The sequence below is a fragment of the Variovorax sp. GW821-FHT10D07 genome, assembly GCF_059415325.1.
Map to the genome: position 1 here is coordinate 1 of NZ_JBWKMZ010000002.1, position 15,624 is coordinate 15,624.

Genomic DNA, 15,624 nt, shown 5'->3' on the forward strand with positions numbered 1-15,624 from the left:
TGCGAGACCCCGCGAAACGCGAGCACCGCAGGTTGCCCGTAGCGAAGCGGAGGGTCGCAGACAGTGGGGTCGCCTTTTCTTTGGTTACTTTCTTTTGGCGAGACAAAAGAAAGTGACTCGCCCGCCGGGGCGAAATCCCGGCTCCTGCCTCTGCTAGAGCAGAACGCCCCCAAAGAACCCCGCCCCCTGAAACCAACTCCCCACATTCCTAAAATCCACCCTGCACCCCGCACCCGCCCTTATCCAGAATAAGCATCCAACCGCCCGCAAACCCGCATGAACACTGGCGAATAAGCTTATCCGCATAAGGCGCGAACCAAAAAATAGTTTGGTTCCATAAGGCACGCTTTCAGAATCCCGGCTTCTTGCTGGCGCGCTGGACGCACCGCACTTCAAGACAAGACTCACGCACGATGTACCAATACACAGACTTCGACCGCCAGTTCGTTCATCAACGAGCCGCCCAATTCCGCGACCAGCTCGAGCGCTGGCAAAAGGGCCGCCTCCACGAAGACGAGTTCCGTCCCCTGCGCCTGCAGAACGGCTGGTACGTGCAGCGCTACGCCCCGATGCTGCGCGTGGCCGTGCCCTACGGCGAACTCTCGAGCCGGCAGGTGCGCGTGCTCGCGAAGATCGCCCGCGAGTACGACGAGCCCGAGGCCGAGGTCTACAAGAAGGCCATCGAGACCCAGGGCCAGCTCGGCAGCCAGAAGCTGCCCACCCACTACGCCCACTTCTCGACCCGCCAGAACGTCCAGTTCAACTGGATCCCGCTCGCCAAGTCGGCCGACGTGATGGACCTGCTCGCCTCGGTCGACATGCACGGCATCCAGACCAGCGGCAACTGCATCCGCAACATCACGAGCGACGAGCGCGCGGGCATCGCGATCGACGAGGTGGCCGATCCGCGCCCCTACGCCGAAATCATGCGCCAGTGGAGCACGCTGCATCCCGAGTTCGCGTTCCTGCCGCGCAAGTTCAAGATCGCGATCACGGGCGCCGACGAGGACCGCGCCGCCACGGGCTGGCACGACGTGGGCCTGAAGCTGGTGAAGAACGAGGCCGGCGAGATCGGCTTCCGCGTGCAGGTGGGCGGCGGCATGGGCCGCACGCCGATCGTGGGCACGGTGCTGCGCGAGTTCCTGCCGTGGCAGCAGATCATGAACTACCTCGAGGCCGTGATCCGGGTCTACAACCGCTATGGCCGCCGCGACAACATCTACAAGGCGCGCATCAAGATCCTGGTGAAGGCCGAAGGCCAGCGCTACATCGACGACGTCGATGCCGAGTACAAGCAGATCCTCGAGCACGACGGCGCGCCGCACACCATCACGCAGGAAGAGTTCGACCGCGTGGCCGCCTCCTTCGTGCCGCCGGAACTGGCCACCCGCGTGCTGCAGAGCGCCGAGAAGACCGACGCCGAGCTGCGCGCCCATGCCGCCGAGGACGTGCAGTTCGCGCGCTGGCTCGCGCGCAACGTGGCACCGCACAAGAACCCGGCCCTGCGCGCGGTCACGCTGTCGTTCAAGCGCCTGAAGCAGGCGCCCGGCGATGCCTCGGCCGACCAGCTCGACACGCTCGCGCAACTGGCCGACCGCTTCTCGGCCGGCGAAGCCCGCGTGACGCACGACCAGAACGTGGTGCTGCCCTGGGTGCACGCCGAAGACCTGCATGCGCTGTGGCTCGCCGCCCGCGCGGCCGGCTTCGCGAGCGCCAACGTGCACCTGCTGACCGACATGATCGCCTGCCCCGGCGGCGACTTCTGCGCGCTGGCCAATGCGCGCTCGATCCCGATCGCCGAGGCGATCACCGAGCGCTACCAGGACCTCGACGAGCTCGACGACATCGGCGAGATCGACCTGCACATCAGCGGCTGCATCAACTCCTGCGGTCACCACCACAGCGGCCACATCGGCATCCTGGGCGTCGACAAGGACGGCAAGGAGTGGTACCAGGTCACGCTCGGCGGCTCCGACGGCTCGGCCCTCAGCGGCGCGCCGCAGGCCGGCAAGGTGGTCGGCCCCTCGTTCTCGGCGGCCGAAGTGCCGGGCGTGATCGAGGCCGTGCTCACGACCTACCGCGACACCCGCGAGAACGGCGAGAACTTCATCGACACGCTGCGCCGCGTCGGACCCGACCCGTTCAAGGCCGCGGCCAACGGTGCGCGTTTCAAGGTGGAGGAAGCAGCATGAACAAGACGCTCAACATCCTGGCTGCCGAGGAACACGTGGACGACGGCGACCCGAAGGTGCTGCAACTGGCGAACGACGCCGATCCGCTCGCGATCGAGGTCTGCCTGTCGGACATCGAACGCATCGACCTGCACTTCCCGAAGTTCACCGACGGCCGCGCCTACAGCCAGGCCTTCCTGCTGCGCCGCCGCCTGGGCTTCAAGGGCGACATCCGCGCCACCGGCGACGTGCTGATCGACCAGCTGGTGCAGATGGAACGCACCGGATTCTCGAGCGCCGTGCTCAAGGAAGGCGTGGACGCCTCCGACGCGCAGCGCCAGTTCGACCGCTTCTCGGCCTTCTACCAGGGCGACGCGGTGCAGACCGCGCCGCACTTCGCGGCCGGCAACTGAGTTCCCCCAGCAAAGCTTGATTCATCCATGAGCATCGACCTCGCACGCATCAACACCGAACTCGGCCGCAACGCCGAAGGCCTGGTGGACTGGGCCATCGGCCTGGGCCAGAACGCGATCGTCACCACCAATTTCCGGCCCTTCGAGGCCGTGATCCTGCACATGGTGACGCGCGCCAAGCGTGACGTCCCGGTGATCTGGATGGACAACGGCTACAACACCGAGGCCACCTACCGCTTCGCCGACGAGGTGACCAAGCAGCTGGGCCTGGACCTGCACATCTACCTGCCGCGTCGCTCGCGCGCGCACCGCGAGGCGGTCGACGGCCCGACGCCGGCGCTCGACGATCCGCGCCACGCCGCCTTCACCGAGGAAGTGAAGCTCGAGCCCTTCGCGCGTGCCCTGCGCGAGACGGCGCCCAAGGTCTGGTTCACCGCGCTGCGCGCCACCGACACGGCCGTGCGCGCGCAGATGGAGCCGGTCAGCATCAACCCCGACGGCCTGATCAAGGTCGCGCCGCTGCTGCACTGGTCGTCCAAGGACCTCTACACCTACTGCGAGGCGCACGGCCTGCCGAACAACTTCGACTACGTGGACCCGACCAAGGGCGAGGACAACCGCGAATGCGGCCTGCACCTCTCGCATTGAACGCACGCTCCACCGACTCCGAATCTCCAGCGCCCCACCCGATGAACGCCCGTACCGAATCCGATCTGCTGCTGCCGCCGGCGCACCTGTCCAACACGCACCTCGATGCGCTGGAGGAAGAGACCATCTTCATCCTGCGCGAAGTGGCCGCGGCCTTCGAGCGCCCCGCGCTGCTGTTCTCGGGCGGCAAGGACTCGCTGGTGCTGCTGAAGTGCGCCGAGAAGGCCTTCGGCATCGGCCGCCTGCCCTATCCGCTCTTGATGATCGACACCGGCCACAACTTCCCCGAAGTGACCGACTACCGCGACCAGCGCGCCAAGGAGCTCGGCGCCGAGCTGATCGTGCGCAGCGTCGAGGACTCGATGAAGCGCGGCACGGTGCGCCTCGCGCACCCGGGCGAATCGCGCAACGCGCACCAGTCGGTGACGCTGCTCGAGGCGATCGAGGAATTCCGCTTCGACGCGCTGATCGGCGGCGCGCGCCGCGACGAAGAGAAGGCCCGCGCCAAGGAGCGCATCTTCTCGCACCGCGACAGCTTCGGCCAATGGCAGCCCAAGGACCAGCGCCCCGAGCTCTGGACCCTGTTCAACACCCGCCTGGCACCGGGCGAGCACTTCCGCGTGTTCCCGATCTCGAACTGGACTGAACTCGACGTCTGGCAGTACATCGAGCGCGAGCACGTCGGCCTGCCCTCGATCTACTACACGCACAAGCGTGAAGTGGTCGAGCGTCGCGGCCTGCTGGTGCCGGTGACCGAACTGACCCCGCCGCGCGACGGCGAAACCGTGCAGGTGCGCGACGTGCGCTTCCGCACCGTGGGCGACATCACGACCACCTGCCCAGTCGAGAGCCTCGCGGCCGACGCGGGCGACGTGGTGCTCGAGACGCTGTCGGTCGACGTCAGCGAACGCGGCGCCACCCGGATGGACGACATGACCTCCGAAGCTTCGATGGAAAAACGCAAGAAAGACGGTTATTTCTGACCCACCCCCGTCCCTCGCTCACTTCGTGTAGCTCGACTCCCCCCTCAAGGGGGCGACACCAGCGGCCCGGCAAAGCCGGTTCCGCGGTGTCTCCCGAAAGAAACCCATGACCGCCACCACGCTTCAACCCGAAATCACAGCCGACACCGGCACCGCGCTGCGCTTCATCACCTGCGGCTCGGTCGACGACGGCAAGAGCACGCTGATCGGCCGCCTGCTGGTCGACAGCAAGACCGTGCTGCAGGACCAGCTCGCTGGCGTGCAGCGCGGCGGCGAGACCGACCTCGCGCTGCTGACCGACGGCCTGTCGGCCGAGCGCGAGCAAGGCATCACGATCGACGTGGCCTACCGCTACTTCTCGACCGCCAGGCGCAAGTTCATCATCGGCGACGCGCCGGGCCACGAGCAGTACACGCGCAACATGGTGACGGCCGCCTCGGCCGCCGACGCCTCCGTGGTGCTGGTCGATGCCACCAAGCTGGCCTGGGCCGCCGAGGTGGAGGACGGCACGGTCGTCAAGCGCGAGCTGCTGCCGCAGACGCGCCGCCACACGCTGCTGACGCACCTGCTGCGCGTGCAGTCGATCGTGTTCGCGGTCAACAAGCTCGACGCCATCGCCGATGCCGGCCTGGCCTTCGAACGCATCTCGGCCGCGCTCAATGCCTTCGCCGAAGCCGCGGGCGTGCGGGTGGCCGCGATCGTGCCGATCTCGGCGCTCAAGGGCTGGAACGTGGCCACGCGCCATGCCGACTGGGTCGGCTACGAGGGCCCGAGCCTGCTCGAGCTGCTCGAACAGCTGCCGGTGACGGCGCAGGACGAATCGGTGCCCTTCGCCTTCCCGGTGCAGTGGGTCGAGAAGTTCTCGTCCTCGGCCGACACTTCGCAGGGCCGCCGCGTGTTCTGGGGCCGCGTGGCCTCGGGCCATGTCGAGCCGGGCCAGCGCGTGACCGTGCTGCCGAGCAACCAGACCGCCACCGTGGCCCAGGTGCTGAGCCACGCGCGCCAGCCGAAGACCGTGCATGCGGGCCACAGCGCCGGCATCGTGCTCGACCGCGAGGTCGACGTGTCGCGCGGCGACTGGCTGCTGGCGCCCGAGGCCTTCGAGCCGGTGCGCGAGATCACCGCCACCGTGGCCTGGCTCGACGACGAGCCGCTGGTCGCGGGCCGCGTCTACTGGGCGCTGCAGGGGCATCGCTGGGTCAAGGCCAAGGTCGCGCGCATCGTCGACCGGGTCAACATCACGACGCTCGAATCCGAGCCCGCGACCCAGCTCGAGGCCAATGCCATCGGCGACGTGGTGCTCGCGCTGCAGCAGCCGCTGGCCGTGCTGCCGTTCACGCGCTCGCGCACGCTGGGCTCGCTGGTGCTGGTCGATACGGCCTCGCATCGCACCTCGGCGGCCGTGCTCGTGCAGCCGAGCGCCGCAAAGGCCTAAAATCAAGGGTTTTTCCCGACCACAGACCGCATACAACGCCAAATGACCCACGTCGTCTCCGAAGCCTGCATCCGTTGCAAATACACCGACTGCGTGGACGTTTGCCCCGTCGACTGCTTCCGCGAAGGTCCCAACATGCTGGTGATCGACCCGGACGAATGCATCGACTGCGCGGTCTGCATTCCCGAGTGCCCGGCCAACGCCATCTTCGCCGAGGAAGACCTGCCGGCCGACCAGATCGCCTTCATCAAGCTCAATGCCGAGCTGGCCCAGGCCGACGGCTGGAAGAGCATCACCAAGCGCAAGCCCGCCCTGCCCGACGCCGACGAGTGGAAGGACAAGACGGGCAAGATCTCGGAGCTGGTGCGCTGAGCCAGCCCCCCGCCCCCATCGAGACCGACGCCCTGATCATCGGCGCCGGCCCGGTGGGGCTGTTCCAGGCCTTCCAGCTCGGCCTGCTCGAGATCTCCTGCCACATCGTCGATGCGCTGCCCGCCGCGGGCGGCCAGTGCGTGGCGCTGTACGGCCACAAGCCGATCTACGACATTCCCGGCACCCCGGTGACCAGCGGGCGCGAGCTCGCGCAGTCGCTGCTGGCGCAGGTGGCGCCGTTCAAGCCGGTCTTCCATTTCGGCGAGCAGGTCGCCACGCTCGAGCGCCAGGCCGACCAGCGGCTGCTGCTGGGCACCTCGGCCGGCCGCCGCTTCCTCGCGAAGACGGTGTTCATCGCGGCCGGCGTCGGCGCCTTCGTGCCCAAGCGCATCGCGCTCGAGGACATCGGCCGCTTCGAAGGCCAATCGCTGTTCTATCACCCCGACTCGCTCGACCGCTTCGCGGGCCAGGCCGTGGTGGTCAATGGCGGCGACGACACGGCGCTCGAGACCGCGATCGCGCTGACCGCCATCGCCAGGCAGGTCACGCTGGTGCACCGGCGCGACGGCTTCCAGGCCGACGAGGCCACGGTGGCCGCGATGCGCGCGCTGGTGGCCGAGGGCCGGCTGGGCTTCCAGGTCGGCCAGCCCAGCGGCTTCGACGGCCAGACGCTGCGCATCGCCACGCCCGATGCCAGCACGGTCGAGCTGCCGCTCGATGCGCTGGTCGCCTGCCTCGGCATCTCGCCGCGCCTCGGGCCGATCGCCGACTGGGGCTTCGAACTCGAGCGCAAGCAGGTGCCGGTCGACACCGAGAAGTACCAGACGCGCGAAGCGGGCGTGTTCGCGGTCGGCGACATCAACACCTACCCGGGCAAGAAAAAGCTGATCGTCTGCGGCTTCCACGAGGCCACGCTGGCCGCCTGGGGCGCCGCGGCGATCGTGTTCCCCGGCAAGGCGATCCCGCTGCAGTACACGACCACCAGCACCCGGCTGCACGAGCTGCTGGGCGTGGCCGGCAAGGCCTGAGCCGCGTTCAGCCCAGCGCGGGCAGCAGCGCGCGGTACTCGGCGATGAAGCCGCCGATGGCGGCCACGTAGCGCTCGATGTCGGCGTCGCCGAGCGGCAGCGACAGCACCACGAAGCCGCGCGGCGAGGTGTAGATGCCCGCGTTCAACAGGTGGAAGAACAGCAGCTGGCGCAGCCGCCCATCGACCGCCGCGAGGTCGGCCACGCGCCGCACCTCGCCCTGCAAAAAATGCGCGTTCATCAGCGAGCCCACGCCCGTGAACTGCAGCGCCACGCCCTCCTTCGCGCCCAGCGCATTGAGCCGCGCGCGCATCGCCTCGCCGCGCTCGGCCAGCGCGCCGGCCGCCTCGAGCGTGAACAGCTGCGTGAGGCCCGCCTGGCCGGCCGCCATGGTCATCACGTTGTTGTTGAAGGTGCCCGAATGCGCGAGCGCGCCGGTGCGCGGGTCGAACTGCGCCATCACGTCGGCGCGGCCGCCGAAGGCGCCGAAGGACATGCCGCCACCGATGTACTTGCCCAAGGTCGTGAGGTCGGCGCGGATGCCCAGCTCGTTGGCCAGCCCGCGCGGGCCCAGCCGCGAGGTCATGACCTCGTCGAAGATCAGCAGCGCGCCGGCCGCCGTGGCCGCCTCGCGCAGCGCCCGCAGGAAATCGGCCTGCCCCGGGATGCAGCCGGCCGCGCCCTGCATCGGCTCGACCAGCACGGCCGCGATCTGCGAGGCCTGCTCGGCGATGCGCGCGCGCGCCGTCTCGGCGTCGTTGTAGGGCAGCACGAGGAAATCGAAGGGCACGGTGGTGGGCAAGGGCTGGTCGCCGAAGCCCAGCACGCCACCGTGGTAGCCGCCCGAGAACACCACGATGCGGCGCCGCCCCGTGAAGTGCAGCGCGGCCGTGAGCGCCATCAGGTTGGCCTCGGTGCCCGAGTTGGTGAAGCGCAGTCGCTCGACCTGCGGGAAGCGCTCGCGGATGGTCCGCGCCAGCCGGCCCTCGAGCAGGTTGTGGCCCGTGAGGTTGACGCCGCCCCGCATCGCCTCGATCACGGCCTCGCGGATCTCGGGCGCCGAGTGGCCGTAGACGCCGGCCGTGTACTCGGCGATGAAGTCAGCATAGCGGTGGCCGTCGGCGTCCCACAGCGCGGCCCCTTCGCCGCGCGCGATGGTCAGTGGGAACGGCGCGTAGAACAGCACCGAGCGCGTGTTGCCACCGGGCATGGACTCGGCATTGGCCTCGAACTGGCGCCGGCTGGCGGGGTTGGCCTCGGTGAAGCGGCGGTGCGCCTCGGCCAGGGCGTGGTCGATGGGGGCAAGGGTCATGGCGGCTCCTGGAAAGGGTTGGACGGCTGGAATTGACGCCTGGCTCAGCGTTAATTGTTCGATGCTCAATTTTCCGATGTTTATACAATCAATTCACCGACCGAACAATGGCACCCACCCGATGACCACCGCGCGCAAGAAAGCCGCTCCCCCGCCCCGCACCGCCGGCCGACCCGCGGGCGGCGCCGCGCTGACCAGGGGCCGGATCGCCGAGGTCGCGCTGGCGCTGATCGACGAGGCCGGCCTCGGCGCCTTCAGCCTGCGCGAGGTGGCGGCACGGCTCGGCGTCTATCCGGCCACGGTGCACTGGCACGTGAGCTCGCGCGAGGCGCTGCTGGCCGAGGTCGCGGCCACGGTCATGGCCGACGTGGCGCCGCCCGCCGATGCCGCGCAGCCGGGATGGCAGGGCTGGATCGCCGAGCTGTTCCGCCGCTGCCGCGCGGCCGTGCGGCGCCATCCCAACGTCGCCCAGCTGCTGGGCGCGCAGCTGGTGTCCAACGGCAGCCTGCCGACCGCGCTGGTCGAGGGCGTGCTCACGGCGCTGACCGAGGCCGGCTTCGAGGGCGAGCCGCTGCGCGAGGCCTACAACTGCACGATCGCTGCGATGCTGGGCTTCCTCACGATGGAGTTCTCGCCGCTGCCTTCGGACAACACGCAGACCTGGGCCGAGGAGCTGCGCGAGCGCGTCCACACCATCCGCCCGCTCGACCACCCGGTGCTCTCGCGCAACCTGCCGCTGCTGGCCAACCGCGCCTTCATCGTGCGCTGGGACAACGGCAGCACCGTGCCGCTGGACAGCAGCTTCGAGCGCCACGTCCAGATGACCATCGACGGGCTCGAGGCCTTCGCGCGGCGCGTCAGGCCGACGTAGGCACGGGCATCGGCACCGCATCGGCCTCGCGCCCGATGCGCAGCAGCGCGTCCTTGAGCCACAGCACGCCGGCGTCGGAATTCGAGCGCCGGTTCCAGCACACGACCGAACGGTAGCCCTGCAGCTCGAAGGGCAGCGGATGCACCGCGAGCAGCGCGTCGAAGCGCGCGGCCACGCGCAGCGGCATCACGGCCACGTGGTCGGTCTGCGCCAGCAGGTCGACGATCTGGCCGAAGCTGGTCATGGCCACGCTCATGCTGCGCTGGCGGCCCTGGCGCGCCAGTACCTGGTCGATCAGGTCATCCAGGGCTGAACTGCCGTAGCCCAGGAACACATGCGGCGCGGCGCAGAAGTCGTCGAGCGAGGCGGCCTCGCCCAGGGTCGGATGGCCGCGGCGCACCGCGATCACGTAGCGATCCTCGTAGAGCAGCGCCGATTCGCAGTCGCTCGGCGGCTGCAGCCGCGGCAGCACGGCGACGTCGAAATCGCCCTTGCGCAGCCGCTCGGTCAGCGTGAGGAAGGAGCTGGTCTCCCAGTACAGCCGCACGCGCGAACCGCAGGCCACGAGCTCGTTGGCCAGCCGCGGCAGCAGCAGGTGGCTCGCGTAGTCGCCGCCCGAGATGCGGAAGATGCGCTGCGAATGCTCGGGCTGGAAGCGGTCGTCGGGCTCGAGCATGGCCGACAGGTCGGCCAGCACGCGCTCGACCTGGCCCGCCAGCGCCGTGGCGCGCGCGGTGGGCTGCACGCCGTGCGCGGTGCGCGTGAACAGCGGGTCGTCGAAGGTCTCGCGCAGCCGGTTGAGCGAGGCGCTCACCGCGGGCTGGCTCAGGAACAGGCGCGTCGCCGCGCGCGACACGCTGCGCTCGCGCATCAGCGCATCGAAGGTCCGCAGCATGCCGACGTCGAGGCTGCGGATATCACGTCGGGCCATATCTCATATCCAAAGCTTCGAATTGCCCGGGGCACGGGCGGTACTTATCGTCGGGTCCACAAGTACAGCACGACCTGGAGACACGATGAATCCGTTGCGACCCCAGCCGACGCGCCGACGCGCGCTCGGCCTTCTAGGCGCCGTCATGGCCGGCGCCGCCGGCCCGGCCTTCGCGCAGGCGAGCCCGCCCCACTTTCCCACCCGCGTGGTGCGCATCATCCCCTTCGGTTCGGGCGGCGGGCCGATGGACTCGATCGCGCGCATCTACGCCGACAAGCTCAAGGCGCGCTGGAACCAGCCGGTGATCGTCGAGCCCCGGCCCGGCGCCAGCGGCACCATCGCGGCCGACGCGGTCGCCAAGGCGGCGCCCGACGGCTACACGGTACTGCTGACGCTGCCGCTCACGCACATCAACAACGTGGTGCTGCAGCCGCGCCTGCCCTACGACCCGGTGAAGGACTTCGAGCCGCTGTCGCAGCTCGCGACCGGCGGGCCGATGCTGATCGCGCGCGCCTCGGCGCCGTTCTCGAACGTGCGCGAGTTCGTCGCCTACGCCAAGGCGCACCGCGGCATCAGCTACGGCACCTGGGGCAACGGCTCGAACGCCCACCTGTTCGGCGAACTGCTCGCGCGCCAGGCCGGCATCGACCTGATCCACGTGCCCTACAAGGCCGAGGCGGCCGCGCACAACGACCTGTTCGGCGAGGCGCTGGGCGTGGCCTGGGCCAACCCGGCCACCGCGCGCGGGCTGGCCCAGGCCGGCCGCATCAAGGTGCTGGGCATCACCGGCCGGCGCCGCGTGCGCTCGATGCCCGAGGTGCCGACCTTCGCCGAGCAGGGCTTCGCGGGCTTCGACCTCGACAGCTGGATCGGCGTCTACGCGCCCGCGAAAACGCCGCAGCCCGTGATCGACGAATGGGTCGCCGCGCTGCAGGCGGTCACGCGCCAGCCCGACGTGCAGGAGCGGTTGGCCGGCTTCGGCTTCGAGCCGCTGGGCAGCACGCCGGCCGAGTTCCGCGCCGGCCAGAAAGCCGATTTCCCCCGTGTCGCGGACCTGATCAAGGCCGCAGGAGTCACCCCCGAATGAGCACCGTCCTTCCCCCCTCTTCTTCCTCTTCCGCGTCCGAATGGCAGCCGGTCGCGTTCGACACCGGCACCGCCTACGGCCGCAAGCCGCCGAGCCACAAGGCCGAGCTGACCGAGGTCGGCGCCGGCACGCCGATGGGCGAGCTGCTGCGGCGCTACTGGCATCCCATCGGGCTGGCCGCCGATGCCACCGACACGCCGCGCCAGGTGCGCGTGCTCGGCGAGGACCTGATCCTGTTCCGCGACAAGAGCGGCCGGCCCGGCCTGGTGCACTGGCGCTGCGCCCACCGCGGCGCCTCGCTCTACTACGGCCGCGTGGAGGAAGGCGGCATCCGCTGCTGCTACCACGGCTGGATGTTCGACGTGCAGGGCCACTGCGTCGACCAGCCCTGCGAGCCCGAGAACGGCGCGCGCACGCGCGGCCGCGTGCGCCAGCCCTGGTACCCGGTCGAGGAGCGCTACGGCCTGGTCTGGGCCTACCTCGGCCCGGCCGAGAAGAAGCCGGTGCTGCCGCGCTACGACTGCCTGGAGGTGCTCGACGAGGGCGAGACGCTCGAGGCCGACGACAACAGCATCGGCGGCGGCGGGCCGCGGATCATCCCCTGCAACTGGCTGCAGCACTACGAGAACGTGGCCGACCCCTTCCACGTGCCGGTGCTGCACGGCAGCTTCAGCGGCACCCAGTTCGTGGCGCTGATGGGCCAGATGCCCGAGGTGAACTTCGAGAGCACCGAGACCGGCGTGATGATCACCTCGATCCGCCGCCTCGAGGACGGCCGCGTGTTCCGCCGCGTGGCCGGGCCGGTGCTGCCGACCCTGCGCGTGGTGCCGAACCCGCGCGTGGCGGCCTATGGCCGGGTCGAGTCGATCGGCTGGGTGCTGCCGATCGACGACCACAGCTTCCGCATCTACACCGTGGGCCGGGTGAAGCAGCCCGGCGACCTCGCGCGCGTGCGCTCGCGCCTCAACGGCAAGCTGTGGGAGGAACTCAGCGAGGAGGAGCACCGCCGCTTTCCCGGCGACTACGAGGCCCAGGTGAGCCAGGGCGCGATCACCGCGCATTCGGAGGAGCACCTGGCGAGCTCCGACCGCGGCATCGTGATGCTGCGCCGGCTGCTGCAGCGCCAGCTCGACGCGCTGCGCGAGGGCCGCGACCCGGCCGGCGTGAGCTTCGACGCCGACGCGCCGCCGGTGCGCTTCGAGGCCGGCAACTTCCTGCAGGGCGAATGAGCGCGGCCGTCGAACGCATCGCGGTGCGCGTCGCGCGCAAGACGATCGAGGCCGAGGGCATCGCGGGTTTCCGGCTCGAGGCGGCCGACGGCGGCGCGCTGCCGCCCTTCGAGGCCGGCGCACACATCGAGGTGCTGCTGCCCGGCGGCCTGGTGCGGCCCTACTCGCTGTGCAACCCGCCCGCGCAGGCGCCCGGCCACTACGAGATCGGCGTGCTGCGCGAGGAAGCTTCGCGCGGCGGCTCGCGCGCGCTGCACGAGACGGTGGCCGAGGGCACGCTGCTGCAGGTCGGTACGCCGCGCAATCTGTTCGCGCTCGACGAAGCGGCGAGCCACAGCCTGCTGCTGGCCGGCGGCATCGGCATCACGCCGCTGCTCGCGATGGCGCACCGGCTCGCGGCGCTGGGCCGCGACTTCGCGCTGCACTGCTGCAGCCGCAGCGCGGCGCGCTCGGCCTATCGCGCGCGGCTGCGGGCGGAGACCTTCGCCGACCGGGTGTTCTTCCACCACGACGACGGCCCGCCCGCGCAGCGCATCGACCTGGCCGCCACCCTCGGCGAACCGGCGCCCGGGCGCCATCTCTACGTCTGCGGACCGAAGGGCTTCATCGAGGCGGTGCGCGCCACCGCCCGCGCGCTCGGCTGGCCCGAGGCGCGCGTGCATTTCGAATGCTTCGCGGGCGCGCCGCCGCCCGTCGAAGAGGCCGGCAGCTTCGAGGTGCAACTACGCAGCAGCGGCCGCGTGGTGCGCGTGCCAGCAACGCTCAGCGTGGTGGACGCGCTCGCGGCAGAGGGCGTCGAGATCCCGGTGTCCTGCGCCCAGGGCGTCTGCGGCACCTGCCTCACGCGCGTGCTCGAGGGCGAGATCGCGCACCACGACCTCTTTCTCACGCGCGCGGAGCAGGCCGCCAACGACCAGTTCCTGCCCTGCTGCTCGCGCGCGCGTTCGCCGCGGCTGGTGCTCGATCTCTAGGGCGCCTCGTTCTCCTCGAGCAGTTCGTAGAGCACCATGCGCGTCTGCCGGCCGCGCAGCGCCACCTGCTCCTCGATGCGCCGCGTGGGCAGCCGCCCGTTCAGGCCCGCGTGGGTGGCTTCGGACATCAGCGTGCGCGTGCCCAGCTCCTTGTTGCTGCCCTCGATGCGGCTCGCGGCGTTGATCACGTCGCCGAGCGCGGTGTAGGAGAGCCGGTCGCTGGACCCGAGCACGCCGGCGATCACCACGCCGGTGTGCATGCCGATGCGCGTGTGGAAGGGCTGCAGCCCCTCGGCCTGCCAGCGGCGGTTGAGCTCGGCCATCTCGGCATGCAGCTCGCGTGCCGCGAGGCAGGCGCGGTACTCGGCATCGGGCAGGTCGAGCGGCGCGCCCCACAGCACCATGATGCCGTCGCCCATGTACTTGTCGACCACGCCGCCATGGCGCGCGAACACGCGCTGCGCGAGGTTGAAGTACTCGGTGAGCTGGCGCACCAGCACGCCGGCTTCCAGCGATTCGGCGATGCTGGTGAAACCCTCGACGTCGGTGAACATCGCCGTGATGCGGCGCGGCGAGCCGCCGGGCGCCAGCGCGTGGCCCTCGGCCACGAGCTGGCGGATCAGGTGCACCGGCACGAACTTGCTGAAGGCCCGCAGGCTGCGCGCGGAGTCATCGAGCGCCTGGTTCAGGTGCTGGATCTCGAGCACGCGGCTGGGCTGCTGCGGCAGGTCGTCGAGCTCGAGCCGGCCGATGCGGCGCGCGGTCTGCGACAGCTTCTCGATCGGCGCGGTCACCAGCTTCGACAGCCGCAGCGAGATGAAGAGCGCGAACGCCAGGAAGGCCAGGGTCAGCAGCAGGCCCCAGCGCACCAGGCGCTCCACGCCGGCGAGCAGCGCGGCCTCGGGCTCCCAGCTGATCAGCTCCCAGCCCGTGGGGCCGATGCGCGAGGACTCGACCCGGTAGCGCTCGCCCGCATGGGTGACGACGAAGCTCTCGTCCTCCACGTTCTCCGAGATGCCGTGGGCCAGCATGTAGGCATGTACCGCGCCGAGCACGCCGCCCTCGGGCCATTGCAGATCGCGCACGGGATCGGGATGGTCGCTGCGCGCGAGCACGTGGTGGTCGTCGCTCAGCAGCACGCTCTCGCCGGGACCGCGGCTGCCGAACTGGCGCACCAGCGTCGACAGGTGGCCCAGCGACAGATGGCCGACCACCACCAGCGACTGCAGGTGCCGTCCCTCGTCGTCGAGCCGCTCGGCCGGCTGGGCGTAGCTCACGCCGAGTTCCTCGCCGTCGGCCAGGTGAAAGGGCGGCGTCCACACCGGCGCCTTCCGCGCCAGCGCCTCGCGGTACCAGTCGCGCTCGGTGGCGTCGTGGTCGCTGCGGAAGGACTCGATGCGCGTGGTCGCGAAGCGCTGGCGCGGATCGCCGCCCTCGATGTCGACCGAGCGCTTGTATTCCCAGGTCTCGGTGCTGAAGGCCGGATCGCGCACCACCTGGCGGATCGCCGACACCGGGTAGCGCTCGGCCATCAGCAGGTGGCCGTCGTCGCTGGCCACGCCGAGGCTGTCGAGCTCGGTGGCCTCCTCGAGCATCGTCCACAGCATCTCGGCGCTGCGCTCGCCGTCCTCGCCCAGCGGATGCAGGCTCGGCGAATCGCCGACGGCGTGCACCACCGCCTGGGTCTTGGCGAGGAAGGCCAGCACGTTGTCCTCAACGCGGTCGTGGCTTACCTTGTGCGCCGACTCGCCGACGCGCGACACCAGCCGCTGCGCGCCCCAGTAGCCCAGCGCCACCAGCAGCAGCGACTGGACCAGCGCGACGGCGCAGATGATGGTGCCGACATCGACCCGGAAGCGGCGCAGGCGGGTCGCGGCCGCGGACGGCCGGGTGGCATCCGTGGGGTCCGGCGGTGTCGCAGCTTCTGCCATGTCATTCCCTTTCGGCGCGCTCGTGCGCGCCTCGTTCGTCGTGGCGCGGATTGTCCCGGACTTCACGGAATGCCCCCGGTACGCCGCGACGGGCCTAAAATGTCGGTTCGCTAGGGGTGTTGGGTCGGCTTGCCGTCCCGGCTGAGAAAGTCCCTTTGAACCTGATTGAGGTAATCCTCGCGCAGGGAAGCTGGTCCGGCGGCCTGTCACGTTCTCTCGCGTGCCAGCCGTGCCGCTGGAGC

14 protein-coding genes and 1 riboswitch are annotated in these 15,624 nt (G+C 70.1%); of the genes, 11 read left to right on the plus strand and 3 right to left on the minus strand.

What is annotated here, in order from left to right; translation table 11 throughout:
* Positions 1–413 precede the first annotated feature (413 nt).
* The 7 genes from AC07PU_RS05110 (at position 414) to AC07PU_RS05140 (ending at position 7,050) form a co-directional block, all read left to right on the plus strand.
* Positions 414–2,192 carry a nitrite/sulfite reductase gene (locus tag AC07PU_RS05110; protein WP_431512638.1) on the plus strand — a complete coding sequence of 593 codons (1,779 nt, stop codon included), beginning with the start codon at positions 414–416 and terminating at the stop codon, positions 2,190–2,192.
* Positions 2,189–2,584 carry a DUF934 domain-containing protein gene (locus AC07PU_RS05115; RefSeq protein ID WP_057596678.1) on the plus strand — a complete coding sequence of 132 codons (396 nt, stop codon included), beginning with the start codon at positions 2,189–2,191 and terminating at the stop codon, positions 2,582–2,584. Before AC07PU_RS05110 ends, AC07PU_RS05115 begins: the two co-directional genes overlap by 4 nt.
* A gap of 27 nt (positions 2,585–2,611) precedes the next feature.
* On the plus strand, positions 2,612–3,232 hold the full coding sequence (locus AC07PU_RS05120) for a phosphoadenosine phosphosulfate reductase domain-containing protein (RefSeq protein ID WP_093341456.1): 621 nt from the start codon (positions 2,612–2,614) through the stop codon (positions 3,230–3,232).
* Between the two features lie 41 nt (positions 3,233–3,273).
* On the plus strand, positions 3,274–4,215 hold the full coding sequence (gene cysD / locus AC07PU_RS05125) for a sulfate adenylyltransferase subunit CysD (protein WP_093341455.1): 942 nt from the start codon (positions 3,274–3,276) through the stop codon (positions 4,213–4,215).
* Positions 4,216–4,321: 106 nt separating this feature from the next.
* Positions 4,322–5,650 (plus strand): sulfate adenylyltransferase subunit 1, encoded by a 1,329-nt coding sequence (locus tag AC07PU_RS05130; protein ID WP_495315843.1) that lies wholly within the window; start codon positions 4,322–4,324, stop codon positions 5,648–5,650.
* A gap of 42 nt (positions 5,651–5,692) precedes the next feature.
* Positions 5,693–6,022 carry a ferredoxin FdxA gene (gene fdxA, locus AC07PU_RS05135; protein WP_057596674.1) on the plus strand — a complete coding sequence of 110 codons (330 nt, stop codon included), beginning with the start codon at positions 5,693–5,695 and terminating at the stop codon, positions 6,020–6,022.
* Complete coding sequence (locus tag AC07PU_RS05140) at positions 5,980–7,050, plus strand: NAD(P)/FAD-dependent oxidoreductase (protein ID WP_495315845.1); 1,071 nt, start codon at positions 5,980–5,982, stop codon at positions 7,048–7,050. Before fdxA ends, AC07PU_RS05140 begins: the two co-directional genes overlap by 43 nt.
* A gap of 7 nt (positions 7,051–7,057) precedes the next feature.
* Here the strand turns inward: AC07PU_RS05140 and AC07PU_RS05145 are convergent, their stop codons facing one another.
* Entirely contained in the window at positions 7,058–8,362 is a 1,305-nt protein-coding gene (locus AC07PU_RS05145) for an aspartate aminotransferase family protein (RefSeq protein WP_495315847.1), read from the minus strand.
* A gap of 121 nt (positions 8,363–8,483) precedes the next feature.
* Between AC07PU_RS05145 and AC07PU_RS05150 the strand changes: the two genes are divergently transcribed.
* Positions 8,484–9,233, plus strand: a complete 750-nt coding sequence (locus AC07PU_RS05150) for a TetR/AcrR family transcriptional regulator (RefSeq protein WP_495315849.1) — start codon at positions 8,484–8,486, stop codon at positions 9,231–9,233.
* Here the strand turns inward: AC07PU_RS05150 and AC07PU_RS05155 are convergent.
* Complete coding sequence (locus AC07PU_RS05155) at positions 9,220–10,164, minus strand: LysR family transcriptional regulator (protein ID WP_495315851.1); 945 nt, start codon at positions 10,162–10,164, stop codon at positions 9,220–9,222. The genes AC07PU_RS05150 and AC07PU_RS05155 overlap by 14 nt on opposite strands.
* Before the next feature lie 85 nt (positions 10,165–10,249).
* Between AC07PU_RS05155 and AC07PU_RS05160 the strand changes: the two genes are divergently transcribed.
* From AC07PU_RS05160 to AC07PU_RS05170, 3 genes are read left to right on the plus strand one after another with little or no spacing between them, the layout of a single operon-like run.
* Positions 10,250–11,251 carry a Bug family tripartite tricarboxylate transporter substrate binding protein gene (locus tag AC07PU_RS05160; RefSeq protein WP_495315852.1) on the plus strand — a complete coding sequence of 334 codons (1,002 nt, stop codon included), beginning with the start codon at positions 10,250–10,252 and terminating at the stop codon, positions 11,249–11,251.
* The gene (locus AC07PU_RS05165) at positions 11,248–12,480 is read left to right on the plus strand and encodes a Rieske 2Fe-2S domain-containing protein (protein WP_495315854.1); all 1,233 of its coding nucleotides are present in this window, start codon (positions 11,248–11,250) and stop codon (positions 12,478–12,480) included. Before AC07PU_RS05160 ends, AC07PU_RS05165 begins: the two co-directional genes overlap by 4 nt.
* Positions 12,477–13,451: a PDR/VanB family oxidoreductase gene (locus tag AC07PU_RS05170; protein WP_495315856.1), complete on the plus strand. Its 975-nt coding sequence runs from the start codon at positions 12,477–12,479 to the stop codon at positions 13,449–13,451. Before AC07PU_RS05165 ends, AC07PU_RS05170 begins: the two co-directional genes overlap by 4 nt.
* Here the strand turns inward: AC07PU_RS05170 and AC07PU_RS05175 are convergent.
* The gene (locus AC07PU_RS05175; RefSeq protein ID WP_495315858.1) at positions 13,448–15,382 is read right to left on the minus strand and encodes an adenylate/guanylate cyclase domain-containing protein; all 1,935 of its coding nucleotides are present in this window, start codon (positions 15,380–15,382) and stop codon (positions 13,448–13,450) included. The genes AC07PU_RS05170 and AC07PU_RS05175 overlap by 4 nt on opposite strands.
* Positions 15,383–15,484: 102 nt before the next feature.
* Positions 15,485–15,587: riboswitch (TPP riboswitch) on the plus strand.
* Positions 15,588–15,624: the final 37 nt, after the last annotated feature.

Excerpts from the sequence above, each read along its gene's own strand:
- AC07PU_RS05165 (WP_495315854.1), top strand. The coding sequence starts at position 11,248 with ATGAGCACCGTCCTTCCCCCCTCTTCTTCCTCTTCCGCGTCCGAATGG.
- AC07PU_RS05175 (WP_495315858.1), bottom strand. The coding sequence starts at position 15,382 with ATGGCAGAAGCTGCGACACCGCCGGACCCCACGGATGCCACCCGGCCG.
- fdxA (WP_057596674.1), top strand. The coding sequence starts at position 5,693 with ATGACCCACGTCGTCTCCGAAGCCTGCATCCGTTGCAAATACACCGAC.
- AC07PU_RS05130 (WP_495315843.1), top strand. The coding sequence starts at position 4,322 with ATGACCGCCACCACGCTTCAACCCGAAATCACAGCCGACACCGGCACC.
- AC07PU_RS05110 (WP_431512638.1), top strand. The coding sequence starts at position 414 with ATGTACCAATACACAGACTTCGACCGCCAGTTCGTTCATCAACGAGCC.
- AC07PU_RS05145 (WP_495315847.1), bottom strand. The coding sequence starts at position 8,362 with ATGACCCTTGCCCCCATCGACCACGCCCTGGCCGAGGCGCACCGCCGC.
- AC07PU_RS05120 (WP_093341456.1), top strand. The coding sequence starts at position 2,612 with ATGAGCATCGACCTCGCACGCATCAACACCGAACTCGGCCGCAACGCC.
- AC07PU_RS05155 (WP_495315851.1), bottom strand. The coding sequence starts at position 10,164 with ATGGCCCGACGTGATATCCGCAGCCTCGACGTCGGCATGCTGCGGACC.
- AC07PU_RS05150 (WP_495315849.1), top strand. The coding sequence starts at position 8,484 with ATGACCACCGCGCGCAAGAAAGCCGCTCCCCCGCCCCGCACCGCCGGC.
- AC07PU_RS05115 (WP_057596678.1), top strand. The coding sequence starts at position 2,189 with ATGAACAAGACGCTCAACATCCTGGCTGCCGAGGAACACGTGGACGAC.
- AC07PU_RS05170 (WP_495315856.1), top strand. The coding sequence starts at position 12,477 with ATGAGCGCGGCCGTCGAACGCATCGCGGTGCGCGTCGCGCGCAAGACG.
- cysD (WP_093341455.1), top strand. The coding sequence starts at position 3,274 with ATGAACGCCCGTACCGAATCCGATCTGCTGCTGCCGCCGGCGCACCTG.
- AC07PU_RS05160 (WP_495315852.1), top strand. The coding sequence starts at position 10,250 with ATGAATCCGTTGCGACCCCAGCCGACGCGCCGACGCGCGCTCGGCCTT.